Raw genomic sequence first — 25,630 nt, 5'->3', positions numbered from 1 at the left:
GAGTCCTTGTACTGCCGCTCCAGGATGACGTCCGGCCGGAAGTCCTGGTCCTTCACCTTCGGCGTCTCCACGCCCTGGGCGTCGTAGCCGACCTCCGTGCGCAGCCGGAAGCCCGTCTCCGGGTCCAGCATGGAGGTCGCCTCGCTGTCGATCGCGTTGGCGAGTCCACGGTGGGCCTCGGTGCCCATGGCCGTGCGCTCCACGATGAGGTCGGCCACGTCCTCCGGGTAGCCCTTCTCGATGAGCTTCTCCCGCTGCCGCTGGTAGCCCTCCTGCTGGAGGATCGAGTCCCGGTTCTGGTCGACGTGGTCCCATGCGTCGTCGACCATGTCCTGGAGCTGATCGGCGATCTGTTTGCGCGCCTTGGCGATCTCCTCCAGCGTCTGCGGGTCCTTCTTGTCCAGCTCCGGGTCGTTCTGGGGACGCTGCGCGTCGGCGTCGCCCTCGGTGGGCTTGCCGTCGGCCGACCTCGGCCCGCCGGGCCGGCCGCTCTCCGCCGCCTCGGTGACGGCCCGGTGGGTCTCGGCGACGGTGCTCGGCCGCCCGTGCTGCCCGCCGCCGCGCTGCCGGGGCACACCGCCGTCGCCGGCATCCCCGCCGTCGCCGGCATGCCCACCGTCGCCGACATTCCCGCCGTCGCCGGTGTTGCCGTGCGGTCCCTTCGGCTTCGCCACGATCCCCCCGGTCAGCCGTTGACGAGCTTGGACAGGTTGGTGAGGCTGGTGACGAGCGCCGTGGTGTAGCTCAGGATCCGGCCCGCCCACTTCAGCACGGCGGCGGTGATCTGCGCGGCGATCACCGGGATGGTCACCACGAAGATCGCCTCGACCGCCCAGACGATGACGCGCGCGACGAGGTCCGCGATGAGGTCCCGGACGATGTCGCGGGTGAACGAGACGAGGTTCCCGGCGGCCTGGGTGGCGGCCGCCATCGCCGCGGACGCGCCGCCCAGACCGGCGATCGCATCGACGTTGTTCTTCATGAGCGACTGGTAGGCCTCGGCCGCGTGCCCCCGCCAGTCGGGCAAATCGCCGGCCAGGTGGGCCTGGAGGTCGGCCGCCATCCGCTGGAGATGGCCGGCCATGTTGTCCCAGGTCGCCGCGTGCGACGCGACCACATCGGGCATGCCGGTGAGCCAGTCGAGCATCTCTCGCAGCGGCTCGAAGTATTCCATCGCCCAGCCGATGCCGTTGGCCAGCAACGCGCTGAAGGGGTCCAGCACCGTGGCGGCGACGTCCAGCCCGAAGGCCGCGCCGGCGAGCAGGTCGTCCACCCAGCCCTCGCTGCGGATCGCGTCGACCAGGCCCTCGACGCCGTCGGCCAGCGACGAGCCCGTCCACACCTCCCGGGTGGACCGCACCTCTGCGACCAGCGACTCGTCGGTCATGCCCGCAGCCGCCGGCTGATCGCGTCCAGCGAACTCGCCGCGTCGCCGTCCACGCCGTCGTAGCTGTCGGCGGTGCGGCGCAGGCCGTCGGCCACCAGCCTGAGGTTCTCGTCGACGTACGCGACCAGCTCGTCCTGGCGGGTGTGCCGGTCCTCCAGAACCGCCGAGATCCACCCGCAGAGCAGCCCGTACGCCTGGTCGTCCCGGGCGATGTGCGCGCTCGCGCCGCGGACCGCCTCGAACCGGGAGCGCAACCCCTCGACGTACGCGGCGTGCGCCCGGATCTGCTCGGTGTCGGCCGCCCAGCCGGCGGGGCCGCTCATCGCTGCCAGCCGGAGGAGCCGGGTTCGCCCCAGCCGGGCTCCGGGTCGGGGCGCAGTTGCCGGCCCACCCGCTCGGCGATGGCCCGCGCGGCCGCCGACTCGGTGCCGACGGTCTCCGCGATGATCTCCTGCGACCGCTCGGCGAGCTGTTCCTTCGCCCGCCGGATCGCGTCCATGACCGCCTGCGCCACGACCTCGGGGGAGACCCGCTGGATCTGCCGGCCCAGGCGCAGGTCCCGCAGCGCACCGGCGGAGTCGACGGTCACCTCGGCCAGCCCGTTGTCGTCCTCGGCGGTGACCCGCAGCTCCTGGAGGCGGTCACTCATCACCTTCGTGTCCGCAGCGAGCTTGTCGATGCGGCCCTTCCAGCCCCGCATCTGGTCCATGGCGCCGTCCGGATCCAGCACGCCGCCACCCAGAGCTCCGCTCACCATGCGCCTCCCCCGAGTAGGCCCGGAGCCCGGAGGGCCGCCGTCCGGCGGCGCCTCGCAGGGCGGCGTCGATTGTAGAACACCCCGTCACGCTCGGGAGGTGCGTAGACGACACAGTGGATCGACGGGTGGCCGGCCGGCCAGGGGCGTGCGACCGCGCGCGTCGCGCTGGCCGTTCGCGGGATTTGCCGTGCCGGCCGGACGCATGGGGCCCGCCGTCGGGGGAACGCCACCCGCATGGCCAGGTACACGAAGCCGGAACTGCGGGAGCGGCTCAAGGAGGAGATCCAGGCGTCCGACAAGGGCGGCCGGCCGGGGCAGTGGTCGGCCCGCAAGTCGCAACTGCTCACGAACGAGTACAAGAAGCGCGGTGGCGGCTTCGAAGGCCCCCGGGACCAGCGGCAGCGGTCGCTGCAGCGGTGGGGCGCCGAGGAATGGCAGACGCGGACCGGCTCCACCCGGGCGCGCCGGAACGGCGAGACGGCTCGTTACCTGCCGAAACGGGCGTGGCAGCAGCTTTCGGACGAGCAGAAGCGCGACACCGACACGAAGAAGCGGCAGGCGTCCCGGTCCGGGCGGCAGTTCGTGTCCAACACGGGGCCGGCGAAGCAGGCCCGCCGGGCGGCCACCTCGGCCGGGCCGTTGTCGGACCTGCCGGTCACCGAGGCGGTCAAGCTGGTCCGCGGCCTCGACACGCGCCAGCTGCGGACCGCGCTGCGCCGCGAGCGCGACGGCAAGGCCCGCAAGACCCTTCTCCAGCGGATGGAGGCCGAGCTGGCCCGGCGCTGACGAGCCGGCGCTCGGTCAGCCGTCGCGCCGCAGCCGCTCCGTCTCCGTGCCCCGGGCGTCCACGAGCACCAGCACGTCGCCGTCCAGCCCCGCCCGGGCCGCCGTGGACAGCCACCCCGCCACCGGAACGTTCTCGCAGCCGATCAGCGTGCTCGGTCCGGCCGTGGCCAGCAGCGCGCCCGCCGCCCCGGCGGTCCACCGTCCACCCTGGCCGTTGCAGCCGTCGGAGCCGCGCCACGCGCCGCCGTCGCGCAGCTCCACGTACGCCGGTGTCGGCCCGCCCCGGCGGTCCCCGCCGGGGACCGCCGGGCCGCTCCGGCGGGCAACGACGGGGACCCAGCGGCCGAGCAGGGCGGCTCGGTCGGCCGGCGTCAGACCCGCCGGCAACGGGTCGGCCGGCGCGAGGGCGCGCCGGACCTCGGGGGTGACCACGGGCGGCTCGGCCAGCGCCGGCAGCAGGTTCGGCCCGGGCGTGGGTCTCCCGCCGGGCGCCAGCCGGGCGACCTGCCGGCCCCGGTCGTCGAGGAGGATCGGGGTGTCCCCGGCCGTCCGGAAGGCGGCGGCCCGGGGCAGCCAGTCCGGTCCCTGTCGCGGATCGGACGGGCAGCCCGGCCGGTCGGACCGCGAGCGGCCGGACAGGTCGGCCACGAACAGGCCGCCGGCGTCCGCCCGCCACGTTCCCATCGACACCCCGCAGCGGTCGAACCACATCAGGTCGCCCTGGTCGGAGGGAGCGAGCCGCAGCACGCCGCCGTCACCGCCGTCGGCGGTCACCGTCCAGTTGCCGATCAGCGCGACCGGGTCGGTGGTCGGGCCGCCGGTGGGGTGCGCGCCGGTGGCCGGCGGGCCGGTGGGGGCGATCGGCTCCGGGCCGGCGGTCCCGGCGCATCCCGCCAGCAGGGCACCCACCGTCACGGTCGCCATCAGGTGCCCGCTGCGCCGCATCGTCCCGCCCCCTCCCGCCGCGATCGTCCGGTGGTTGGACGGGGCGGCGGGACCGGCGGTTCCGCCGGGGTCCGGGCGGGGAGCGGCAGCGGGACGACCCGGGGCGGCGCAGCCCCCGCCACCGGTCCGGTGGCGGAGGCGGCGAGTCGCGCTACGGCGTCGTGAGGCCCAGGCTGATCGTCCTGGTCAGGGTGGCGTTGTCGTCGTCGCCGTCGAGCGACCACACCATCGCCCCGCCCAGGCCGGCCCGCCGGATGTAGAGCGTCTTCTGAAGCACGACCACCGGATCGTCGTACGTCCAGAGTGTCGTGCCGTCGAACAGCCAGGCGTGCCCGGCGCGCAGGTCGCGGTGGAGAGTCCAACCCTTGCCGGGCAGAGTCTTGAGCTGCTTGTAGTCCTCGGAGCCGGCCTCGAAGGTGGCCGGTGCGGGACCGGCCGCGGGCTGGAACAGCCCGTCACCGCCCCCGGTCACGCCGGTCCAGCCCCGGCCGTAGTAGGGGATGCCCAGGACCAGCTTCCCGCGCGGCGCGCCCCGGGCCAGCCAGCCGTCGATGGCCACCTCGGCGGAGAAGTCCGGGTTGTCCGGCGCCCCCGCCGGCACGCGCAGCGCCGACTGCTGGTTGGTCACCGCGTCCCAGGAACCGTGGAAGTCATATCCCTGCACGGTGGCGAAGTCGAGGTACCGGAAGATCTTCCGGCCCTCGTAGCCGGCGTCCATGGCGGCCGGGTTGGCCGGCAGGAACGCGGTCAGCGCGTAGTGCCGGTGGGCCTGCCGCCCGTACGCGTCGAGCTGCCGGCGGAACTCGGCGAGCAGCTTGGTGAAGTTCTCCCGGTCCTCGGCGCGGACCACGTTGCCCGGTTCGCCGGGCCAGTTCGGCCACTCCCAGTCCAGGTCGATGCCGTCGAAGACGCCGGCGGCGGAGCCCGGGCCGCCGCTGCCACCGTCCAGGACCGGCAGGTTTCCCTTGAGGTACAGGTCGAGGCAGGAGGCGACGAACGCCCGGCGCGACGCGTCGGTGCGGGCGGCGTCGGAGAAGTAGGTCGACCAGCTCCAGCCGCCGAGCGAGATCAGCACCTTGAGGTCGGGGTGCCGGGCCTTGAGCTTGGCCAGCTGGCCGAAGTTGCCGTTGAGCGGTTCACCCCAGGCGTCGGCGACGCCGTCGACGCTCTCCTCGGCCGGGACGGGCCGCTGGTAGTCGGCCCAGGCGTCGCCCTCGCCCGGTCCGCCGTCCACGTAGCAGCGTCCGTCCGGGCTGACGTTGCCGAAGGCGTAGTTGACGTGGGTGAGGCGGCTCGCCGCCCCCGAGGTGTCGAGCTTCTTGACCGGGAAGGCCCGGCCGTAGATGCCCCACTGGGTGAAGTAGCCGACCCGGTGGTATCCGTCCCGGCGGGCCGAGTTCTCCGCCGCGCCCGCGGCGTTCGGTGGGGCGGCGGTGACCAGCAGGGTCGACAGTGCGACGAGGGCGGTGAGGCGGCGGTGGCGGAACGGTCGCATCGGCACTCCCACGGAGCCGGATTAGTTAAGAGACCTTTCTGATCGATGAAGCTAAGCCGGTCGTGATTCGCGGTCAAGGGCGCCGCGCGGAGTTGCTAGGCTGGCAGGTGCGCGCGCCGAAAGACCGCGCGCCGACTCGAAGGAGACAGCGATGACGGGCGACGACGACATCTCCGGGTGATCCCGGCCCACCTCGTCGCATCCCCGTCTCGTCATCCGGGCGGCCGTGCCCTGCCCGGCTCACACCCTGAGGGTCTCTTCGATGTCTGACGCCTGTGTCGTGTGCACCAACCTCTCCTTCTCCTGGCCGGACGACACCCCGGTCTTCCAGGACCTGTCCTTCACCGTGCCGCCCGGCCGCACCGGCCTGGTCGCGCCGAACGGCGCCGGCAAGACCACCCTGCTGCGGCTCATCGCCGGCGACCTCACCCCGACCGGCGGCGCCGTGACGGTGGACGGCGTGCTCGGCTACCTGCCGCAGAACCTGCCGCTGGCCGGCGACCTGACCGTGGCCCAGGTGCTGGGTGTCGACGCGGTGCTCCGGGCGCTGCACGCCATCGAGGCCGGTGACGCCGCCGAGGAGCACTTCACCACCGTCGGCGACGACTGGGACGTGGAGGAGCGCAGCCGCGTCGAACTCGACCGGCTGGGTCTGGGGGACGTCCCGCTCGACCGGCGGCTGGCGACGCTCAGCGGCGGTCAGGTGGTCTCCCTCGGCCTGGCCGCGCAACTGCTCCGCCGCCCCGACGTGCTGCTGCTCGACGAGCCGACGAACAACCTCGACCTCGACGCGCGGCACCGCCTCTACACGGTGCTCCAGGAGTGGTCCGGCTGCCTGCTGCTGGTCAGCCACGACCGGGCCCTGCTGGACCGGATGGATCGCATCGCCGAACTGGACCGCGGGGAGGTGCGCCTGTTCGGCGGCAACTTCACCGCCTACGAGGAGGCCGCCCGGGCGGCCCGGGAGGCGGCCGAGCGCACCGTGCGCGGCGCCGAGCAGGAGGTGAAGCGGGAGAAGCGGGAGATGCAGCAGGCCCGCGAGCGGGCCGAACGGCGGGCCGGCAACGCGGCGCGCAACCTCGACAGCGCCGGCCTGGCCCGGATCGTCGCCGGTGGCCTCAAGCGCAGCGCCCAGGAGTCGGCCGGCCGGTCGCGGCAGATGCACGCCAACCGGGTGAGCGAGGCCCAGTCCCGGCTCGACGAGGCCAGCCGGGCGCTGCGCGAGGACCAGACCCTGACCCTCGACCTGCCCGACACCACGGTCCCCGCCGGACGGACGGTCGTGGCGGGGGAGCGGATGCAGATCCACCACGACGGCCGGGCCGTCTTCGCCGGCGCCGGGGTGGACCTGACCATCCGGGGTCCGGAGCGGATCGCCCTGACCGGCCCCAACGGCGCCGGCAAGTCGACGCTGCTGCGGCTGCTCCAGGGGGATCTCGATCCGGAGGGCGGCGAGGTGCGCCGGGGCGACGGCCGGGTGGCCTACCTGTCGCAGCGGCTGGACCTGCTCGACCCGGACCGCACGGTGGCGGAGAACTTCGCCGCGTACGCCCCGGACCGGCCGCAGGCCGAGCGGATGAACCTGCTCGCCCGGTTCCTCTTCCGGGGCGCGCGGGCGCACCTGCCGGTCGGCGTGCTCTCCGGCGGCGAGCGGCTGCGGGCCACCCTCGCCTGTGTCCTGTACGCCCAGCCGGCCCCGCACCTGCTGCTGCTGGACGAGCCGACGAACAACCTCGACCTGGTCAGCGCGGGCCAGTTGGAGAACGCCCTGGGCGCGTACCGGGGAGCTTTCGTGGTGGTGAGCCACGACGAGCGGTTCCTCGCCGAGATCGGCGTGCGGCGCTGGCTCCGCCTCGACGGCGGCCGGCTCCGCGAGGTGCCCGCCCCCGATCCCACGTGAGCGGGTCTGGACGGACTGGCTTCTTGCACGACCGCACGCCGCCGCCGAGAAGCCGGCCGAGGTGGGCCAATAGCTGAGGCCCAGAGATGGCGAGGGCCCGCAGGCACTCTGCGGGCGCTCGCCATCTCTGGGCTTACTGCTGCGGTCGGCCGGTCTTCGCCGCGTACCTGCCCACCTAGGTGGCCCGCGGTGGACGAGGCCGACGATCGCGGTCACGCAAGCATCCGCCCGGCGCCCGGGTTATACGCGAGATCGAGGAGGTCCTGGCCCGGCACCCGGCGGTCGGCCAGGTCGCCGTGATCGGCGTGCCCGACCCGCGCCACGGCGAGGAGGTCTGCGCGGTGGTGGTGCCCGACCCGGCCGGCCCCGGCCTGCCGGCCGAGCAGGAGCTGATCGACTGGTCCCGCGCCCACCTGGGCCGCCACAAGTACCCCCGCCAGGTGCGCTACGTCGACGCGTTGCCCATCGGGCCGAGCCACAAGGTGCTCAAGCGGGAGCTGCGCCGCACGGTGGCGCCGCCGGCGGACTGATCACAGCGGTCGGTTCAGTCCGACGTGGAGGTGGCCCGCCCACCGCGTCGGCGTCGCCGGAAACTCGTCCCGGACCGCCCGCACGGTGTCGGCGAGCACCCGGGCCGCGGCCGCGGTGTCCGGCGGGCGGGTGCCACCGTCGGTCAGCCCGGCGTAGAACGCCGCGGCGACCCGCGCGCTGTCCGGGGTCCGCCAGGTCGTGCCGATCACCCCCCGGAAGCCGGCGAGCTGGAACGCGGCGGCCAGGTGCAGCGGTTCGTCGGTCAACCGGGGATGCGTCGCGGCGGAGCCGCACGCGGACAGGAAGGCCAGTTCGGCCCGCTCCAGGTGGTAGGCGCCCACCATGTGCGGGCTGAGCGAGCGCCCGCCGCCGATGCGCAGCCCGCCGGTCAGCATCGAGGCGATGCGCGTGTCGGCCTCGGCGTGGCAGGCGAAGTGCGCGATCGGGTGCTCCCGGAGCGCGTCCTCGACCGCGTCGGGCGCCACCTCGGTCCCCGTCAGCACGGTGGAGCCGGGCAGCAGCCGGGCTACCTGCTCGACCTCGGCGCGTACCTGGGACAGGGCCGGCAGGTCCCGCGCGGTCGGCACGCCGACGACGGCGGCCGTGGCGGCCGTCGTGCGTGGCGGCCGGTCCGCCCCCGCGTGGGCCAGGGCCGTGAGCGTCGGGGTCCAGGACGACACGGCGCGGTCGAGGACGGTACGCCGGCCTCCCGGCTCGCGGTGGTGCCCGGCCGCGTGCAGCGGGAGCCGGGCCAGCGGGCCGACCGGGCACCACCAGATCCGGGGCGGCGGGCCGTCCGCCGGGGCCAGCAGGTCGAGCACCGGCCCGGCCACGGCGTCCCACAGCCAGGCCAGGATGCCGTGCAGCTCCTCCTGGGCGGCGGCGCGTCGGTCGAACGGCACCGTCGGGTCGGTCGCGTCGGCCACCGCGGCGTACCAGGTCGCGACGTGCCGCTGGACCGTGGCGGCACGCAGGTCGGGCAGGCGCACCGGCCGCACGGGCCGATCCGGGTCCGCCGGGACGAGCAGGGCGTGGCCCCGGTCGTCGTGGGTGGTGACGACGGCGACCGGCATCCCGGCCAGCCGTCGGCGCAGCAGCGGCATCGACGGCGGCCGGAGGAAGTCGCCGAATCCCGGCAGCCGCCGGATCCGCTCGATCACCCGGTCCCGTTCGGCGGCGAGCTGCCGGGTCTGGGCGAGCCAGACCGGTCGGGGGTCCCAGTCCCTGGTGGAGCTGGCCAGCACCTCGCCGGAGTCCGTCCGGCGTTCCACCTGGATGGTGAACTTCTGGACCTGCGTGTAGGCGTCCGCCTCGGCCAGCTTCCGGTCGATCCGGTCGAGTTCCGCGGCGAGCCGGGCGTCGAGCGCGCGCAGCTCCACCCGGCCGCCGCGGATGCCCAGCGCCTCGTGGAACAGCAGGCCCCGGCCGCGTTCCAGGAGTTCGACCGCCCTGTCGGCGTCGCCCGCCGCGATCGCCGCGGCGGCCGCCTCGGTCGCCACCCCGCCCAGCGCGCCGACCGCGCCGAGCCGGCGGTGTCCGGACGACGACCGGTCGACCGAGGACGGTAGCTGCCGTACCGCCCGCTCCAGGGCGGCCAGCCGGGCCGCGGGATCGCCGGCCTCCCGGGCCAGCTCGGCCTGCTGGCGTTCGGCGTCGATCGCGGTCGCCGGGTCCACCACGGACGACGCGGCGATGGCGGCGTACGTCGCGATGGCCTCCGCCCGCGCCCGGTCGGCGTCCGGGCCGCCCGCCCGGGCCAGCTCGGACGCCGACCGGGCGAGCAGCCGGGCCCGCAGCGGCCACCAGTGGTGTCCGGCCGGGGTCTGCGCCACCGCCTGCCGGGCCAGCCGCACGGCGTCGGCCAGCACGTCGAGGTCCCCGCCCAGCAGGTACCGCTGGAACCGGGTGTCCGCGATCGAGCTGCCGATCCGGGGGTGGTCCGGGTGCTCGGGCGGCAGCAGGGCGAGCGCCGCACGGAAGGTGTTCTCGGCCGCCAGCAGGCCGGCCTCGTCGGCCCGGCGCACCGAGAGGAGGGCCAGGCTGCTCGCCTGGTTGTGCAGGAAGCCGACCCGCCGGGAGTCGCCACGGGGCAGCGCCTCGGCGGCTTGCCGGCCGGTCTCCACCGCCTCGGCGAGCAGTGTGTCGTCGGGGGCCAGCACGACCCGGCGGGAGAGCAGGCCGGCGAGCTTCATGAGCCGCAGCGGGTACGCCTCGTGCTGCGGCGGCGTCCGCTCCAGCGCCTCCCGCTGGTGGCGCAGCGCCTCGTCCAACAGCTCCGGGTCGTCGGCCAGCCAAGCGGCAGCCGCCAGGGTGCCGGCGAGGACCACGAGCTGCTGCGGACGCGTGTCGGGCTGCTCGTCGGCCAGGTCCAGCGCCGCGCGCGCCGCGGAGACGGCGACCTCGACCAGGTTCTCGACCTGCCCGTGCACCCCCGCCTGGGCGGCCGCGCCCGCCAGCAGGTTGAGCGCCTCCCGCCGCAGCGGATGCCCCGGGCCGGCGGCGTCCAGGGCCAGCTGCGCCCAGGACGCCGCCCGCGTCGCGCCGTCCAGTTCGCCGCCGTGTTCCCAGCGGGCCAGCTCCGCCTCGCCGAGCAGGAGCTGGGCCCGCGCCCGCCCCGGATGGAAGCCCGGCACCGCGGCGACCAGCACGGCGGCCGACTCGTGCCACTCGGCCAGGGCCGCCGGTGCGGCGTCCACCGTGACCCGTCCCGCCAGTTCCTCGGCCCGCCCGAGCATTCGGTCGAGCACCGCCGGCCGGTCGGCCGCGGTCACGATCGTGCCGGCCAGGTCCGCACCGACCTCCTGGACCAGCAGGTTGGCGACGGTGTTCAGCCGATCGAGGGCCGGGGCGGCCACCGGGTGGTCGGGCGGCGTGGTGAGGACCGCGTCGCGCCAGGCGGCGGTCGCCTCGAGCAGGAGCGCCACCGATGCCTGCTCCGGGATGTCGTGCAGCCGGCACAGCGCCGCGCCGAGCCGGGCCACCACCCGCGGATGGGTGGGGTGGCGCCCCCAGGCGAGCTGCGCGGCGCGGCGGTAGTCGCCGGCGGCCAGTTCCAGGGCGCGCGGGCCGGCGCCCCGGTCGAAGTAGAGCTCGAACAGCTCGCCGCGGCGGAGCAGCCGGTGCGACCGGTGCGGGTCCCGCGTCGAGGTGGCGCCCAGGGCCTGCGACACGGCGTCCAGGGCCTCGTCGTAGGTCCGGCCGTCCCCGCCGCCGTCCTCGGCCAGGGCCGTCAGCGCCTCGGCGAGGTCGGTCAGCAGCGCGGCACGGAGCAGGTCCGCCGCCTCGTCGCGCTCGCGGGCCAGATAGGGCAACCACTCCCGGTAGAGCGTGACGAGCATCCGCAGGGCCTTGCCGGAACCCGCCCGGTGCCGCTCCCGGAGCCCCGCGATCCGGTCGGCCTGCTGCTGGCTGAGCAGGACGTCGGACAGCCGCGGCGCATCGGGCCGGCCGGCCTGCGGCTGCTCGTCCCGGATCAGCTCCGGCACCGCGTCCGGGTCGTCGTGGCATCCCTGCCGGAACAGCGTGCCGGCGGCCCGGCGCTCCCGCAGGCCGTCCAGCCCGGGCAGGTCGAGGTAGCGGTACCAGTGCAGCCGGGCCAGCGCCCGCGCCGCCGCCCGGCCGGCGCCCCGGTCACCGGCCGCCGCGGCGAGCAGCTGCGCGTCCGCCCACAGGTCCGGTCCCGCGAGGACGGACGGGTCGCCGGTGCGCTCGTACTCCGCGATCACCGCCGTGACCCGCCGGACGGCTGCGGTGGTGGTCCGTCTCGACATCGCTAATCGATCCCCGTGCGCGTCGGCCTGCGATCTCCACCGCCCATCCTGCCCGCCCCGGCGGGCCGGCGGAAGCGGGGCACGACCCGCCCTTGGGGACGGTCGTGGGTCGCCCCGGTCGATAGGGTGGCACCGAAGCCAACCGATGCCCGGGGAGCAGCCTTGGAACTCGTCGCGGAGCGCGTCGGCCGGCTGTGCCGGCAGGCCGTCGGTGAGCAGTTGCGCCGGCATGCCGAGCGGTACGGCGTCGCCGACGTGCTCGACCGGATCGCCGAGGCCGTCGCCCAGGGCCGGCTGGACGACCGGCTGGCGGAGGACCTCGACCGGCTCGACGACGCCTTCGCCCGCCACGGCGTCGACGGGCTGACCACCGGCGTACGCGGCTTCGAGCCCTGGCTGGGCGGGGGCGGGCATCCCACGGTCGCCGCCTGGGGTTGCCCGAGCCCGCTGCCGTGTTCCCGGGCCGTCCCCGAGGGCGACGGTGACCGCCCGGTGTGCGGGCTGACCGGCGCGCCGTTCGGGCCGCGCCGGATCGTGCTGTGAACGCCTTCCTCGCCGAGCTGGGCAAGCAGCTGGTGACCCGCTGGACGGCGGCGGTGCTGCTGCCGGGCGCGCTGTTCGCCGCCGCGGTGGTCCTGGCCCAGGTCCTCGGCCAGCGGCACGCCGTGGACCGGCGGGCCCTGGCGGCCTGGTGGGACGGGCTGGCCGCCGGGCCGGCCGCTGGATCGGGTGCGAGCCTGCTGATCGGCGCGGCCGCGTTCCTGCTCGGCGCGGCGGCGGCCGGGATCGTCGCGCAGTCGGTGGGCGTGCTCGTCTCCTGGACGTGGAGCCTGGCCGGGTCCGGGCCGGTGCTGGGCCGGCTCGCCGCCCGGCGGTGCCGCCGGTGGGAGCGGGCCGACGCCGCCGTGCTGGCCGCGGAACGCGCGCTGCTCGCGGACCCCGGCGATCCCGCGCTGCGCGACCGGACGCGCCGGGCCATCGCCCGCCGGGCGGCGATCTGCCTCGTGGAGCCGGCGCGGCCCACCTGGGTCGGCGACCGGCTGCACGCGGCCGACGTCCGGGTGCACCGCGGCTACGGCATCGACCTGGCGGTCGGGTGGCCGCGTCTGTGGCTGCTGCTCCCGGAGGACGCGCGGGGCGAACTCGCGGCCGCGCAGGACCGCTGCGGGGCGGCCGCCCGGCTGGCCGGCTGGGGCCTGCTCTACGCCGTCCTCGGTGCGTTCTGGTGGCCGGCCCTCGTGGTCGGCGTGGTGGCGCTGCCCACCGCGCGCCAGCGCGCCCGACTGGCCGTGGCGGTCTACGCCGAGCTGGCCGAGGCCGCCGTCGACCTCTACGGCCGGGATCTGGCGGTCCAGCTCGGGCTCCCCTGCCCGGACCGGCTCACCCGCGAGATCGGCGAGCAGGTCACCGCCATCGTCCGCAAGGACGACGTGGTGCCGCGTGCCCGTCGCGCCGGCGCGGCCGGGCGTCCGTCGCCCCGGCCCTGACCGGTCACGGTCGCCAGGTCGGGTTGTGCAGGATGGCGAGGTTCTGCCGGGCGGTGACCGCCAGGGTGTCGTCGCGGCCGCCGGCCGGCAGCGCGTCGAGGACCTCCCAGTAGAGCGCGATCGCCCGGCGCCGGTAGCCGGCCAGCGCCAGGGTGGCGGCCAGGTTGTTGCGCCGGCCGACCGTCTGCCGGCTCTCCCGCCCGTGCCGGCGCTCGCTGTGCCGGATGTTCTGCTCGTGCAGCTCGACGGCCTGCGCGTACTGGCCGGCCTGCTGGTAGCCGACCGCCAGGTTGTTGCGGATCACGAGGGTCAGGTCGCCGTCGGCGCCCTGCCCGTGCTCGGCGGCGGTCACCACCTCCCGCAGCACATCCAGCCCGTCGTCGACCTGCCCGGCGGCCAGGTAGGCCTGGCCGAGAGCGTTTCGGACGGCCAGGGCGTCGTTGTCGAGCGGACCGAACGCCGCCGCCGCTCCGGAGGCCAGGGGTTCGAGCAGGGCGACGGCCTCGGCGAACCGGCCACAGTGGCGGTGGTCCTCGGCCACGCTGAGCCGGTAGGCCAACGTGTTGCGGTCGGTGACCTGCTCCCGCCCGACGCCGGCGGCCCGCCAGAGGTCGAGGGACATCCGGACCAGGTCGCCGGGACCGCGCGCCGGACGCGGCGGCGGTGGGGGAGTGGCGGGCAGCGGCTCGGGTGGCCCCGCCTCGTCGGCCGCCCACGCCGCGAGCCGGTCCCGCAGCTCCGGCGCCGGCGCGCCCGGGACGTGCAGCCGGCACACCCCCTGGTCCAGGTGGAGGTCGAGGTGTGCCCCGCCGGAGCCCAGGCCGGGGCCGTCGAGCGCCATGGAGAACAGGCTCGGGGTGCGGATGTCCAGCCCGCGCAGGGTGGGCCAGGGCAGGCGGAGGAACCGCCGGATCGGCCGGCGCAGGTCGATGCCGGAGCGGTCGAGGACGGCGGTCAGCCCCGTCGTCTCGCCGGTGCCACGCGGATACCCACCGAGGAAGGTCACGTGCCGTAGCGCGAGGGATGACACCGGGTCATCCTGTCACCCGGCGCGGGTCCGCGCAGCCCCGGAACCGGTGGCTGCGCGGACCCTCCGGGCGGCGTCAGTGGGTGACGCCCGCGGCCTGCGCCGCCTCCTCCTGCGCCCGCCGCTCGTCGCCGCTCAGCGTGTGCAGGGGCTTCTCCTTGATGAAGAGCACCACCACCATGGCGAGCAGGGCCAGCGGCGCGCCGATCAGGAACAGCTCGGCCGTGGCGCTGCCGTAGACGTCCTGCACGATGCGCAGCAGCGGCTCCGGCAGCGCGGACAGGTCCGGCACGGCGGCGGAGTCGCCCCCGCCGGTCGCGGCCGGGCCGAGCCGCTCGGTCATCAGGTCGGTGACCCGGTTGGCCAGGACGGCGCCCAGGGCGCTGACCCCGATGGCGCCGCCCATGCTGCGGAAGAACGTCAGCACCGAGGTGGCCGCGCCGAGTTCGTGGGCGGGCACGTCGTTCTGGGCGGCCAGCACCAGGTTCTGCATCAGCATGCCGACGCCGATGCCGAGCACCGCCATGTAGACGGAGAGCAGGACGACGCTGGTGCCGGCCCCGATGGTGCCGAGCAGCACCATCCCGGCCGTCATGACGGCGCCGCCGGCGACCAGGAAGATCTTCCAGCGGCCGTACCGGGTGATGAGCTGGCCGGCGACGGTCGAGGACACCAGCAGACCGAAGATCATCGGCAGGCTCATGAGGCCGGCCACCGTCGGCGACTTGCCCAGGGAGACCTGGAAGTACTGCGACAGGAAGACGGTGCCGCCGAACATCGCCACGCCGACCAGGACGCTGGCCACGGTGGCCAGCGAGACGGTCCGGTTGCGGAAGATGTCGAGCGGGACGATCGGCTCGGCGGCCCGGGACTCGACGAACACCGCCACGGCCAGCACGGCGACCCCGCCGGCGACCATGAGCGCCGTCCAGCCGGAGGCCCAGGCGAACTTGTGCCCGGCCAGCGACGACCAGACCAGCAGTAGCGAGACGCCCGTCGTGATGAGGGCCGCGCCGAGCCAGTCGATGCGCACCTCGCGGCGGACGACCGGCAGGTGCAGCGTCCGCTGGAGCAGGAAGATCGACAGGAGGGTGAACGGGACGCCGATCAGGAAGCACCAGCGCCAGCCGAGCCAGGAGGTGTCGACCAGGACGCCGCCGATGAGCGGCCCGGCGATGGTGCCGACGCCGAAGACGGCGCCGAAGATGCCCGCGTACCGGCCGAGTTCGCGCGGCGGGATCATGGCGGCCATCACGATGGTGGCCAGCGCCGTCATGCCGCCGGCGCCGACGCCCTGCACGATCCGGCTCACCAGCAGCACCTCGACGTTCGGGGTGAAGCCGGCGATCAGCGAGCCGATCACGAACAGGCCCAGGGACGACTGGATGAGCAGCTTCTTGCTGTAGAGGTCGGCCAGCTTGCCCCAGATCGGCACGGTCGCCGTCATGGCCAGCAGTTCGGTGGTCACGATCCACGTGTAGACGGTCTGGCTGCCGTTCAGGTCGGCGATGATGCGCGGCAGCGCGTTCGCCACCACGGTGGACGCGAGGATCGACACGAACATGCCCACCATGAGGCCGGAGAGGGCCTGGAGGACTTCGCGGCGGGACATGCGGGCCGGGCCGGCCTCGGCGGCGTCGGCGGGCATGGTGGGTACGGACATGCGGTTCCTCAACTCGGGGTGCGGGACGGGTGGAACTCCGGCGCCGGACCGGGATCCGGCAGGCCGGCGGCGAGGGCGTCGAACGCCTCGTCGACCAGGTCGGCGAGGGGCCGGGCGCCGGCGGTGGCGGCCCAGCGGAGCGCGGCGACGCGGAACGCCGCGCCGGTGACGGTGGTGAGCAGGGCCGGGAACCCGTGGTCGGCGGGTACGCCCACCCGGGCGGCGACGACGTCGGTCAGCGCACGCTCCGCCTCGGCGCCCGCGGCGATCAGGCGCGGCAGCAGGGCGGGATTGCGCATGACCACGTCCATCCGGAGCAGCCACAGCTCGCGGTCCTCCTGCAACTCCTCGATCACCTCGCCGAGCGCCGCGCGGACGGCCGCGAGGGCGGGCACCTCGGGGGGCACCTCGGCGAGCCGCGCCACGAACCGGCCGTTGAGCGCGGCCTGGTCCCCGACGAGCGCGTCGTCCTTGCTCGGGAAGTAGTTGAAGAAGGTGCGGGAGGAGACATCCGCCGCCGCGCTGATCTCCTCGACGGTCACCTGGTCGAGACCGTGCTCGGCGACCAGGCGCAGCGCCGCGGTGGCCAGCGCGGTGCGGGTCCGCCGCTTCTTGCGGTCGCGGAGGCCGCCGTCGGCGGGAGGGCTGTCCAGGGTCACCGCGCGACCCTACAGGCGATCTTGCAGACTGTGCAAAGTTTCGTGCCCTGAAGTGATCTGGCCGACAGGACGGCTCAGGCGGACGGCTCGAAGACGGCGCGGACGCAGCCGTCGAGCCGGTTCGCGAACGTGTGGTAGCCGCGCGGCGCCTGGTCCAGGGGCATCGTGTGGGTGGCGAGGTGTTCGGTGACCAGCTCGCCGCGGGCCATCCGGTCCAGCAGCATGGGGATGTACCGGTGGCCGTGCTGCCGGGCGCCGCGCAGGGTGAGGCCGTTGTCCACCACGTCACCCAGCGGCACGGTGTCGACCCCGCCGGCGTACGTCCCGAGCAGGAAGACGCGGCCGCCCTTGCGGCAGTGACGGACGGCCTCCCGGGCGGCCACGGGCCGGTCCGGCTCCGGTCCGAGCCGTGGGATGAGCCGGGCGAACCGGCCGCCGCCGGGCGCCTGCGTGCCGACGGCCTCGATGCACACGTCCGGGCCCCGCCCGCCGCTGCGTTCCAGCAGTTCCCCGCCGACGTCCTGGGTCCCGTAGTCGATCGTCTCGACGCCGAGGTGCCGCTCGGCCATCCGGAGCCGGTCGGCCAGCCGGTCGATCACGACGACCCGCTCCGCGCCCAGCAGCACGGCGGCCCGCGCCGCCAGCTGACCGACGCCGCCCGCGCCCCACACGGCCACCACGTCACCGGGCCGGACGCCACCGAGATCGGCGCCCATCCAGCCGGTCGGTGCGGCGTCGGAGGCGAACAGCGCCCGCTCGTCGGCGACCCCGTCCGGCACGGTGAAGGCGCCCTGGTCGGCGTACGGGACGCGGACGTACTCGGCGTGGCTGCCGGCGAACCCGTCGAGAGGGCTCGGAAGGCCGTAGCAGCCGCCGGTGGCGGAACCCCGAGCCGCCCGGTCGGTGCCGCCGTTGTCACACAGCGAGAATTCCTGCCGACGGCAGTGCCAGCACCGGCCGCACGATACGACCGCGCAGACCACCACCCGGTCGCCCACCCGGTGCCGGCGTACCCGGGGCCCGACCTCGGCCACCTCGCCGAGGAACTCGTGCCCCAGCACGAGGCCGCGCGCCGGGACGGGCCGGTGGCCGCCGAGCAGATGCAGGTCGGAGCCGCACGTGGCGCTCTTGCGCACCCGGACGATCATGTCCTGCTCGTTGCGCAGCTCCGGGTCCGGGACCTGGGTCACGGCCAGCTGGTTCGCGCCCTGCCAGACCAGTGCCTTCACGTCGTCCCTCCGGGCCGATGCTCGCATGAGAACCGCGGCCCGGTGGCGGTTCGGGGCAGCTTCGACCATCGGATGTCTCGGCGCGGGGGAGGCCACCTCGGCCGCCTCCCCCGTCCGGGTTATCGGCTAGTCCGGTTCGTCTTATATGAGCGTTATGTCGGACTGGCTCATTAAGCTCCACGGTGTCATCCAGTCCTCGACCCGGGACTCCCGGTGCCGCCCGCGTCACGCGGTCGCACCGTCGCGAGCACGCCGATCCGGCGTCGCCCGGGGCGGCTGGAACCAGGTCGCCGGCACCCACAGGGATGCGTGAGTCACGATGATGGACGCGGACACCATGGTCCTGCCCCGGCTCGGGCCGGGAGAGATGCGGGTCGAGGACCCGTGGGGCGAGGACCGCGCGGTCGGTTCCCGGGCCGGCGGGCAGCGTCCGCCGACCGACACCTCCCGGTGGCGGCTCGCCGCGTGGCTGCTGCCGGCGCTGCTGACCGGCGCGCTCGGCGCCGTGGGAGCCACCATCCCCGGCCTGCGCCTGGCGGAGTTGGCGACCTGGCGGGCCGCCACCTCGCCCTGGCCGCACGGGCTGCCCGGCGGCGATGTCACGCTCGTGCCGTACCACCTGCTCATGCGCGCCTGGGCGGCGGCGTTCGGCACCTCCGACCTCGCGCTGCGCGTACCGTCCCTGCTCGCCATGGCGGCGGCCGCCGCGCTCGTCGGCGGGCTGGCCGCCCGGATGTTCGCGCCGGGCACCGGGGTCCTGGCCGGGGTGATCTTCGCGCTGCTGCCGAGCGTCACCCGGTACGCCCAGGAGGCCCAGCCGTACGCGCTGGCCCTGTTCGCCGCCGTGCTCGCCACCTGGTTCCTGCCGCCCGCCCTGGACCGGCCGAGCCTGCGCCGCCTCGCCCCGTACGCCGCTGCGGTGGCCCTGCTGGGCCTGTGTCACGCCGTGGCGCTCCTGCTGCTCGTCGGGCACGGCTGGGCCGTGCTCGCGTTCCGGCGTGGGGTGACCGGTCGGTGGCTGGCCGCCGCCCTCCTCGGCGCGCTCCCCGCCGCCGCGCTGCTCTGGTCCGGGGTGCGCGCCGGCGGGCAGATCGCGCCGGCGGCCCGGCCCGACCTGGCCGCCCTCGCCGCGACCCCCGAGGAGTTGTTCGGCGTCGCCGCGCTGGGCGCGGCGCTGCTCGGGCTGGCGCTGTTCAGCCTCCCGCTGCGGCGCGCCGCAGCGGTCTGCACCGCGTGGGCGGTGCTGCCGCCGCTCGGCCTGCTCCTCCTCGCGCAGGGGACGCCGGTCTGGTCGCCGTCGAGCCTGCTCTTCACACTGCCGGCGTGGGCGACGCTGGCCGCGGCCGCGCTGTCGCGGGTACGCGCCCGCTGGTGGGTGGTGGCGGTGGCGGCGCTGGCCCTGATCGGCGCGCCCGCCCAGTCGGCCCTCCGGGCGCCCGACGGGCACGGGCAGGCCAGCCGTGAGGTCGCCGAGATCGTCGGCGCGCGGCGGCTGCCCGACGACGGCGTCGTGTACGGCGATGCGGATGCGCGGAGCCTGGTGGCCCGCTATCTTCCCGCCGACCGGCGACCGATGGACCTGTTCGCCGCGGCGCCGCCGCACGGCTGCGCCGGTTGCCTGTGGGGCGTCCGGCGGCTGTGGGTGATCCGCCCCGGCGAACGCGCGGATCCCGTGCCGCCCGTCGGTGGCGCGACGGAGCGGCTGCTCCGCACCGGATACCAGGTGGCGCAGGTCTGGCACCCGACCGGGTTCACGCTGGCCCTCCTGGTGGACGACCGCACCGCCCGCTGACCGACCGAAACCTTTCCACCGCGGCCCGCCCAGGGTTCGTGGCGAGATCACCATGGGGGAAACATGGCCATCGCCGCCGATACACGCCCGTCCCGGACCGGCACGCCGGGCACCTCGGGCAAGCGTCCGCCGGTGCTCGCCCCGGCCGGACCGCCCGCCCGGAAGGGACCGGACCGCCGGCAGTTGAACATCCGGGCCCGCCTGGCGTACGCCAGGTGCGGCGCCACCGCCGGGCCGCTGGCCGCGCCACAGCGGCCGGACGCGGCGGTCGAGTTCCGGCCCGCCGCCTCGCCCGCGGCGCGGCTGGTGCTGACCCTGCTCGTGCTGGTCAACAGCGCGGCCGGGCTGCTGTTCGTCGGCTGGTTGCTGCTGCCCCAGCACGTGCCCGGCCCCGGCGTCATCGGGGCCGGCGGCGGCTGGGAGACGATCGCGGCCCGGCTGGGCTTCTGTGTGGTCGTCGGCGTCGAACTGATCCGCCTGGCGCAGAACGTGGTGGTGTGGGTGTTCGCGTTCCACGCCCGGGACCCGGTGCCCGTCGACCCGCCGGTCGGCCTCCGGGTGGCCCTGCTCACCACTATCGTGCCCAGCAAGGAACCGCTCGACGTGGCGGAGCGGACGCTGCGGCGCCTGCGGCAGATCGTCTACTGCGGACAGGTCGACGTCTGGATCCTCGACGAGGGGGACGACCCGGCCGTCAAGGAGATGGCCGCGCGGCTCGGCGTCCACCACTTCAGCCGCAAGGGCCGGCCGGAGTACAACCAGCCCGGCGGGGAGTTCCGGGCCCGGACCAAGTCCGGCAACCACAACGCCTGGCGGGCCGAGAACGAGGACCGGTACGACGTGGTGGCCAACGTCGACCCGGACCATGTGCCGCTGCCCAACTTCCTCGAACGCACTCTTGGTTACTTCCGCGACCCGGACGTCGCCTTCGTGGTGACCCCCCAGGTCTACGGCAACATGCACCAGAACTTCGTCGCGCACGGCGCCTCCGTGCAGCAGTACCTCTACAACGGGCTCATCGCCCGCGGCGGCAACGGGCTGGACGCGCCGCTGCTCACCGGGACCGGCCACCTCTACCGGCCCGCGGCCTGGCGGACCATCGGCGGCTACCAGGACTCGATCATCGAGGACCACCTGACCAGCATCCGCATCCACGCCGCGACGAACCCGGAGACCGGCAACAAGTGGAAGGGCGTCTACACGCCCGACGTGGTGGCCATCGGCGAGGGCCCGACCTCGTGGGCGGACTACTTCAACCAGCAGAAGCGCTGGGCGGCCGGCATCTGCGAGATCCTCGTCCGGCCCGAACTGCGCGCACCGCGCGAACTGCCGTCCCGCCGCCGCTGGCAGTACCGGCTGCTCCAGTTCTACTACCCGAGCGTCGCGGTCAGCCTGCTGCTGGGCAACCTCGCCACCGCGATGTACCTGCTCACCGGGGTCGGTTCGGCGCAGCTCGACGTCACCACGTGGTCGGTGCTCTGGGGCTCGACCTTCGGCACCTGGTTCGTGCTGTGGCTGTGGCTCCGCCGCTTCAACATCGCCCCGCACGAACGGGAGGAGATCGGCCTGGTCGGCATGGCGCTGGCGCTGTTCGCCGGGCCCGTCTACGTGGCCGCCGGGTTCACCGCGCTGCTGCGCCGCAAGCTCGGGTTCGTGGTGACGGCCAAGGGGAGGCTGCGCACCGTCGAGTCGCTCCGTACGTTCCGGTTGCACCTCTGCTGGGCGGGCGTCTCCGCCGGGCTGCTCGGCGCGAGCTTCGTGCTCGACAACAGCTCACCGCTGCTGCGGGTGTGGCCCGTCCTGACCCTCCTGACCGGGCTCGGCCCGCCGTTGATCGCGCTCGTGTCGAACGTGCGGGCCGCCCGCCGGCCGGACGACGAGGTGGCCGTGCCCGCGCCCGCCCCCGCGCCCGCTCGCGCGGAGACCGAGGAGGTCCATCCGCCACGGTCCCGGGTCGCGGCCGAGGAGGTCCTGCGATGATGCGGTTCACCTTCCCCCGGGTCGTGCTGGTGTTGACCGGCGCGCTGCTGCTGACGTACGCCTTCGCCGTCGCGCCCACCGTCGGCGCCGAGGGCCGGGGCGGGACGGTGACGGCGGAGGCGAAGGCTCCCCGGCCCCGCGGCAGCTTCCCGGCGCCCGGAAAGACCTTCATCGGTGTCATGACCGACAAGGGGCCCCACGACTTCACGCCGGTGGACAGGTTCGCGGCGGCCGCCCGGCACCGGCCGCAAGTCATGCTCTTCAGCGAGGGGTGGGAGTCCGCCACGTTCGACCGGACGCTCTTCGACCGGATCCGGGACCGCGGCATGATGCCGATGCTGGGCTGGGAACCCTGGGACTACCGGCTGGACGAGCGGGCCCGGCAGCAGAAGCTGACCGCCCAGGAGATCGACCGGGTCCGGTCGGATCAACCCCGCTACCGGCTGTCCCGGATAGCGGGCGGGGAGTTCGACAGCTACGTGCGGTCCTGGGCGGAGGGGATCAGGTCCCTCGGCTACCCGGTGGCCATCCGCTTCGCCCACGAGATGAACGGCTACTGGTACCCGTGGTGCGAGCTGGTCAACGGCAACCAGCCGGGTGACTACGTGAAGGCCTGGCGCCACGTGCACGACGTGTTCCGGGCGGCCGGGGCCACGAACGTCACCTGGGTGTGGAGCGCGAACGTCCGGTACACCGACCTGACCCCCGCGATCTCCACCTACTACCCGGGCGACGACTACGTGGACTGGGTGGGCGTCACGGGCTACTACGGCAAGTACGACTTCGCGCCGTACCTCTCCTTCGACGAGGTCTTCGCGAAGACCATCGCCGAGATCCGCACCGTCAGCACGAAGCCGATGGTCATCACCGAGACCGGTGCGTCGGATCACGCCGGGCGCAAGGCCGAGTGGATCAGGCAGGCGTTCCAGGCCCTGCCCAGGTACCCGTTCGTCATCGGGCTGATCTGGTTCGAGGTGAACAAGGAACTCGACTGGCGCATCGTCAGCTCGCCGGCCGTGTCCACGGCCTTCGCCGACGCGGTGGCCGCCCCGCGCTACCAGGTCACCTGGTCGCCGGACATGACCCCCCGTACGAAGGAGTAGCGGTGAAGGCATCCATCCCGGCGCGGGCCCTGCTGGGACTGACCGGCGCGCTGCTGCTCACCTACGCGGTCGCCCTGGCGCCGGACGCCGTGTTCGGTGGCCGGGAGGACGACCGGTCCGGCCGGCCCGCGACGGCCGGGCCGGCCGCTGCCTCCCGGCCAACGGCCGCGCAACCCTTCCCGCCGGCCGGCACGGCGTTCATCGGCATCATGACCGACAAGGGCCCGCACGACTTCGCGGCGCTGGACTCGTTCACGGCGGCCGCGGGACGCCAGCCGCAGGTGATGCTCTTCAGCGCGTCATGGAATGTGGACGACTTCGACCGGACGCTCTTCGACCGCGTCAGCGGCCGGGGGATGCTGCCGATGCTGGGCTGGGAACCGTGGGACTACCGGGTGGACAAGGCGGCCCGCGAAAAGAAGCTCCCCACCCGGGAGATCGACAGGATCAGGTCCGACCAGCCCGCCTACCGGTTGTCCCGCATCACGGCCGGTGACTTCGACCCCTACCTGCGCTCCTGGGCCGAGGGGATCAGGTCCCTCGGCTACCCGGTGGCCATCCGGTTGGCGCACGAGATGAACGGCGACTGGTACCCGTGGTCCGAGGCGAGCAACGGGAACCGGCCCGGCGAGTACGTCGCGGCGTGGCGGCACGTGCACGACCTCTTCCGTGCGGCCGGGGTCACCAACGTGACCTGGGTGTGGAGCCCGAACTCCCGCTGGGACGAGTCGTCCCCGAAGCTCGCCGGGTGGTATCCGGGCGACGACTACGTCGACTGGGTGGGTGTCACGGGCTACTACGGCATCGGGGCCTACACGGACTACCGGTCCTTCGATTCGATCTTCGGTCCCACCATCACCGAGATCCGCGCGTTCAGCGGGAAACCGATGGTCATCACCGAGACCGGCGCCTCTGACGCCACGGGGCGCAAGGCCGAATGGATCACGGAGACCTTCCGGGCGCTGCCGCGTCACAAGGACATCATCGGGCTGATCTGGTTCGAGGTGGACAAGGAACTGGACTGGCGCATCGTCAGCTCCCCGGCCGTGTCCACGGCCTTCGCCGACGCGGTCGCCGACCCCCGCTACCGGTTCGACTGGTCGCCCGACATGCCCCTGCGCACGAGACTGGAGAACTAGCTCTCCGGACATAACAGGACAATCGGTATAAGCTGGCCCCGTGGAGAAGCTGGTGACGTGGTGCGGCTGACCTGGCCGCGGGTCCTCGGGATGGTGATCGCCGGGCTGCTGCTCGCCTACGCCTTCACCCTGGCGCCGGTCACCACGAGCGGGAGCGGGAGCCGGACGGGCGCCGCGTCCGCCCCGCCGGCGAGAGCCGGATCGGGTCTGGTGGTGCCCGCCGGTGTCGACGGCCCCCCGCTCCAACTGGCTGCGGACCTCTTCCCGCCGGCCGGCAAGGCCTTCATCGGCGTGATGACGGAGAAGGGCCCGTACGACTTCGCGGCGGTGGACCGGTTCGCCGCAGCCGCCCGGCGGCAGCCGCAGGTGATGCTCTTCGGCGTGAGCTGGCAGTCCGGCACGTTCGACCGGGCGCTCTTCGACCGGATCAAGGACCGCGGCATGCTGCCGATGGTCGCCTGGGAGCCCTGGGACCACCGCGTGGACCAGGCGGCCCGGAAGAAGAAGCTCACCGTCCGCGAGATCGACCGGCTGCGGTCCAGCCAGCCGGGCTACCGGCTGTCGCGCATCGCGGACGGCGAGTTCGACGACTACCTGCGCTCCTGGGCCGAGGGCGTGAAGTCGCTCGGCTACCCGGTCGCCATCCGGTTCGCCCACGAGATGAACGGCGACTGGTACCCGTGGTGCGAGAAGGCCAACGGCAACCGGCCCGGCGAGTACGTCGAGGCCTGGCGTCACGTGCACGACCTGTTCGAGCGGGCCGGGGCCACCAACGTCAGCTGGGTGTGGAGCCCGAATGCCCGGTGGAGCAAGACGACCGGGAACCTCGCGGAGTTCTACCCCGGCGACGACTACGTCGACTGGGTGGGCGCCACCGGCTACTACGGCACCGGGGCCTGGTCGGAGTACTGGTCCTTCGACGCCATCTTCGGCCCCACCCTCGCGGAGATCCGCACCTTCAGCCGGCGGCCGCTGGTCGTCACGGAGACGGGCGCCTCCGACGCCGGCGGGCGCAAGGCCGAGTGGATCCGGGAGACGTTCCGGACGCTGCCGAAGCACCGGGACATCATCGGCCTCATCTGGTTCGAGGTGGACAAGGAGCTGGACTGGCGGATCGTCAGCTCGCCGGCCGCGTCGACCGCCTTCGCCCGGTCGGTCGCCGCGCCGCGCTACGACGTGCGCTGGTCACCGGACCTGCTCCCGCGTACCGACCTCGATGAGTAGGCCGGGTCGGTCATCCGTCGCGGCGCGAATCCGGTCCCGCCCCGGGCAGCAGCCGCGCCGCGGCCCGCCGCAGCGGCCGGCCGTCCTTGGCGATCTTCTTCATCCGCCGCCACGCCGTACGCCCCGGCGTGCCGGCCGTCCCGCCCGCGGGGTCGGCCGGCTGCCGGCGCGTCCGGGCCTGCGGTTCCGGCGCCGGTGGCGCGGTCCGGCCCGCCCGGTCGGCCGTGGCGCCCGCGGTCCGGACCGCCGCCTCGATGATCTGCGGGTTGCGGTCGACGGTGCTCAACGCACGGTCGAGGATGCCGTTCAGCTCGTCGAGCCGGACCTCCAGCATCGCCTCGGTGGTCACGCCCCGGAGGTCCATCCGGACCGTGCCCAGACGGGCCTGCGCCCCGACGTCGAGTTGGAGCAGGCCGCCCAGCCGGGCCCGTAGGGACACGTGGGCGTCCAGGTCGTCGACCTCGGCGCAGAGGTCGTCCACCCGGAGGTGGGGGATCTGGAGGACCACGTCCGGGTCGGCCATCGTCGGTTCGCTGTGGTGCAGGCCGGCGAGCTGCGGCGGGCCGCCGTCCTCGCCCGGGCGCCGCGACCGCGCCGCCCCCGGCACATCCGGATCCTGCCTCCCGTTGCCCACCTGACCTCCGTCGCCCGCGCCGGCCGTCGGGTGCCATTCCCGGAAAACGCGCGGGCACACCTGCGGGCGACGACCGGTGATTTCGCCGATGCGGTGAACGGGTGGCCGCTCCAATACTGACG

Annotated in this window: 22 protein-coding genes; 10 read left to right on the top strand and 12 right to left on the bottom strand. The window is 74.5% G+C overall.

What is annotated here, in order from left to right; translation table 11 throughout:
• From ABZW14_RS27880 to ABZW14_RS27865, 4 genes are all read right to left on the bottom strand, one after another.
• Positions 1-674: hypothetical protein (locus ABZW14_RS27880; protein WP_355351926.1), on the bottom strand; the 674-nt coding region annotated here is incomplete at its 3' end.
• A gap of 11 nt (positions 675-685) precedes the next feature.
• Entirely contained in the window at positions 686-1,387 is a 702-nt protein-coding gene (locus ABZW14_RS27875) for a hypothetical protein (RefSeq protein ID WP_091259150.1), read from the bottom strand.
• Positions 1,384-1,710: a type VII secretion target gene (locus ABZW14_RS27870; RefSeq protein ID WP_355351922.1), complete on the bottom strand. Its 327-nt coding sequence runs from the start codon at positions 1,708-1,710 to the stop codon at positions 1,384-1,386. The genes ABZW14_RS27875 and ABZW14_RS27870 overlap by 4 nt, the downstream gene beginning before the upstream one ends.
• A complete protein-coding gene (locus ABZW14_RS27865; RefSeq protein ID WP_355351919.1) occupies positions 1,707-2,141 on the bottom strand; it encodes a YbaB/EbfC family nucleoid-associated protein in 435 nt (144 codons plus the stop codon). The genes ABZW14_RS27870 and ABZW14_RS27865 overlap by 4 nt, the downstream gene beginning before the upstream one ends.
• Positions 2,142-2,378: 237 nt before the next feature.
• Between ABZW14_RS27865 and ABZW14_RS27860 the strand changes: the two genes are divergently transcribed.
• Positions 2,379-2,930, top strand: coding sequence for a DUF5872 domain-containing protein (locus ABZW14_RS27860; RefSeq protein ID WP_355351916.1), 552 nt, complete (start codon positions 2,379-2,381; stop codon positions 2,928-2,930).
• A 15-nt stretch (positions 2,931-2,945) separates the two neighbouring features.
• Here ABZW14_RS27860 and ABZW14_RS27855 read toward each other — a convergent pair whose 3' ends face one another.
• Together ABZW14_RS27855 and ABZW14_RS27850 are read right to left on the bottom strand one after the other, a co-directional pair.
• A complete protein-coding gene (locus ABZW14_RS27855; RefSeq protein WP_355351913.1) occupies positions 2,946-3,854 on the bottom strand; it encodes a hypothetical protein in 909 nt (302 codons plus the stop codon).
• A 172-nt stretch (positions 3,855-4,026) separates the two neighbouring features.
• On the bottom strand, positions 4,027-5,370 hold the full coding sequence (locus tag ABZW14_RS27850) for a glycoside hydrolase family 18 protein (protein ID WP_355351910.1): 1,344 nt from the start codon (positions 5,368-5,370) through the stop codon (positions 4,027-4,029).
• 262 nt (positions 5,371-5,632) lie between these two features.
• Between ABZW14_RS27850 and abc-f the strand changes: the two genes are divergently transcribed.
• Both abc-f and ABZW14_RS27840 read left to right on the top strand, forming a co-directional pair.
• Positions 5,633-7,270 (top strand): ribosomal protection-like ABC-F family protein, encoded by a 1,638-nt coding sequence (gene abc-f / locus ABZW14_RS27845; RefSeq protein ID WP_355351907.1) that lies wholly within the window; start codon positions 5,633-5,635, stop codon positions 7,268-7,270.
• A 179-nt stretch (positions 7,271-7,449) separates the two neighbouring features.
• On the top strand, positions 7,450-7,800 hold the full coding sequence (locus tag ABZW14_RS27840) for a hypothetical protein (RefSeq protein WP_355351905.1): 351 nt from the start codon (positions 7,450-7,452) through the stop codon (positions 7,798-7,800).
• On the opposite strand, the gene ABZW14_RS27835 is transcribed toward ABZW14_RS27840, so the two are convergent.
• A complete protein-coding gene (locus ABZW14_RS27835) occupies positions 7,801-11,571 on the bottom strand; it encodes a CHAT domain-containing protein (protein WP_355351902.1) in 3,771 nt (1,256 codons plus the stop codon).
• 162 nt (positions 11,572-11,733) lie between these two features.
• Here ABZW14_RS27835 and ABZW14_RS27830 point away from each other — a divergent pair, with 162 nt between their 5' ends.
• Both ABZW14_RS27830 and ABZW14_RS27825 read left to right on the top strand, forming a co-directional pair.
• Positions 11,734-12,114: a hypothetical protein gene (locus ABZW14_RS27830; RefSeq protein ID WP_355351899.1), complete on the top strand. Its 381-nt coding sequence runs from the start codon at positions 11,734-11,736 to the stop codon at positions 12,112-12,114.
• Positions 12,111-13,058: a hypothetical protein gene (locus tag ABZW14_RS27825; protein WP_355351896.1), complete on the top strand. Its 948-nt coding sequence runs from the start codon at positions 12,111-12,113 to the stop codon at positions 13,056-13,058. Before ABZW14_RS27830 ends, ABZW14_RS27825 begins: the two co-directional genes overlap by 4 nt.
• A gap of 4 nt (positions 13,059-13,062) precedes the next feature.
• Here the strand turns inward: ABZW14_RS27825 and ABZW14_RS27820 are convergent, their stop codons facing one another.
• The 4 genes from ABZW14_RS27820 to ABZW14_RS27805 all read right to left on the bottom strand — a co-directional run bounded on the left by ABZW14_RS27820 (position 13,063) and on the right by ABZW14_RS27805 (position 17,636).
• Entirely contained in the window at positions 13,063-14,088 is a 1,026-nt protein-coding gene (locus ABZW14_RS27820; RefSeq protein ID WP_355351893.1) for a tetratricopeptide repeat protein, read from the bottom strand.
• A 73-nt stretch (positions 14,089-14,161) separates the two neighbouring features.
• Positions 14,162-15,748, bottom strand: a complete 1,587-nt coding sequence (locus tag ABZW14_RS27815) for an MDR family MFS transporter (protein ID WP_355351890.1) — start codon at positions 15,746-15,748, stop codon at positions 14,162-14,164.
• 8 nt (positions 15,749-15,756) lie between these two features.
• Complete coding sequence (locus ABZW14_RS27810; RefSeq protein WP_355351887.1) at positions 15,757-16,407, bottom strand: TetR family transcriptional regulator; 651 nt, start codon at positions 16,405-16,407, stop codon at positions 15,757-15,759.
• 74 nt (positions 16,408-16,481) lie between these two features.
• Positions 16,482-17,636, bottom strand: coding sequence for an alcohol dehydrogenase catalytic domain-containing protein (locus tag ABZW14_RS27805; protein WP_355351884.1), 1,155 nt, complete (start codon positions 17,634-17,636; stop codon positions 16,482-16,484).
• A 319-nt stretch (positions 17,637-17,955) separates the two neighbouring features.
• On the opposite strand from ABZW14_RS27805, the gene ABZW14_RS27800 reads away from it, so the two are divergent.
• The 5 genes from ABZW14_RS27800 (at position 17,956) to ABZW14_RS27780 (ending at position 24,874) form a co-directional block, all read left to right on the top strand.
• Positions 17,956-19,428, top strand: coding sequence for a glycosyltransferase family 39 protein (locus tag ABZW14_RS27800; RefSeq protein WP_355351881.1), 1,473 nt, complete (start codon positions 17,956-17,958; stop codon positions 19,426-19,428).
• A 63-nt stretch (positions 19,429-19,491) separates the two neighbouring features.
• Positions 19,492-21,408 (top strand): glycosyltransferase family 2 protein, encoded by a 1,917-nt coding sequence (locus ABZW14_RS27795; protein ID WP_355351878.1) that lies wholly within the window; start codon positions 19,492-19,494, stop codon positions 21,406-21,408.
• Positions 21,405-22,511, top strand: a complete 1,107-nt coding sequence (locus ABZW14_RS27790) for a glycosyl hydrolase (RefSeq protein WP_355351876.1) — start codon at positions 21,405-21,407, stop codon at positions 22,509-22,511. Before ABZW14_RS27795 ends, ABZW14_RS27790 begins: the two co-directional genes overlap by 4 nt.
• Before the next feature lie 2 nt (positions 22,512-22,513).
• Positions 22,514-23,650 (top strand): glycosyl hydrolase, encoded by a 1,137-nt coding sequence (locus ABZW14_RS27785; protein WP_355351874.1) that lies wholly within the window; start codon positions 22,514-22,516, stop codon positions 23,648-23,650.
• 57 nt (positions 23,651-23,707) lie between these two features.
• Positions 23,708-24,874: a glycosyl hydrolase gene (locus ABZW14_RS27780; protein ID WP_355351872.1), complete on the top strand. Its 1,167-nt coding sequence runs from the start codon at positions 23,708-23,710 to the stop codon at positions 24,872-24,874.
• A gap of 10 nt (positions 24,875-24,884) precedes the next feature.
• Here ABZW14_RS27780 and ABZW14_RS27775 read toward each other — a convergent pair whose 3' ends face one another.
• The gene (locus ABZW14_RS27775) at positions 24,885-25,508 is read right to left on the bottom strand and encodes a hypothetical protein (protein ID WP_355351870.1); all 624 of its coding nucleotides are present in this window, start codon (positions 25,506-25,508) and stop codon (positions 24,885-24,887) included.
• Positions 25,509-25,630 lie beyond the last annotated feature (122 nt).

Source organism: Micromonospora sp. NPDC004551, assembly GCF_040609975.1.
Lineage (GTDB): Bacteria > Actinomycetota > Actinomycetes > Mycobacteriales > Micromonosporaceae > Micromonospora.
Note: the sequence above shows the minus strand (reverse complement) of the source record. Positions and strands in the feature narration are given on the sequence as shown.

Bases quoted from the DNA above. Each gene is read 5' to 3' on its own strand.
- ABZW14_RS27800 (WP_355351881.1), top strand. From the start codon at position 17,956: ATGATGGACGCGGACACCATGGTCCTGCCCCGGCTCGGGCCGGGAGAG.
- ABZW14_RS27790 (WP_355351876.1), top strand. From the start codon at position 21,405: ATGATGCGGTTCACCTTCCCCCGGGTCGTGCTGGTGTTGACCGGCGCG.
- abc-f (WP_355351907.1), top strand. From the start codon at position 5,633: ATGTCTGACGCCTGTGTCGTGTGCACCAACCTCTCCTTCTCCTGGCCG.
- ABZW14_RS27815 (WP_355351890.1), bottom strand. From the start codon at position 15,748: ATGTCCGTACCCACCATGCCCGCCGACGCCGCCGAGGCCGGCCCGGCC.
- ABZW14_RS27860 (WP_355351916.1), top strand. From the start codon at position 2,379: ATGGCCAGGTACACGAAGCCGGAACTGCGGGAGCGGCTCAAGGAGGAG.
- ABZW14_RS27855 (WP_355351913.1), bottom strand. From the start codon at position 3,854: ATGGCGACCGTGACGGTGGGTGCCCTGCTGGCGGGATGCGCCGGGACC.
- ABZW14_RS27835 (WP_355351902.1), bottom strand. From the start codon at position 11,571: ATGTCGAGACGGACCACCACCGCAGCCGTCCGGCGGGTCACGGCGGTG.
- ABZW14_RS27850 (WP_355351910.1), bottom strand. From the start codon at position 5,370: ATGCGACCGTTCCGCCACCGCCGCCTCACCGCCCTCGTCGCACTGTCG.
- ABZW14_RS27795 (WP_355351878.1), top strand. From the start codon at position 19,492: ATGGCCATCGCCGCCGATACACGCCCGTCCCGGACCGGCACGCCGGGC.
- ABZW14_RS27870 (WP_355351922.1), bottom strand. From the start codon at position 1,710: ATGAGCGGCCCCGCCGGCTGGGCGGCCGACACCGAGCAGATCCGGGCG.
- ABZW14_RS27875 (WP_091259150.1), bottom strand. From the start codon at position 1,387: ATGACCGACGAGTCGCTGGTCGCAGAGGTGCGGTCCACCCGGGAGGTG.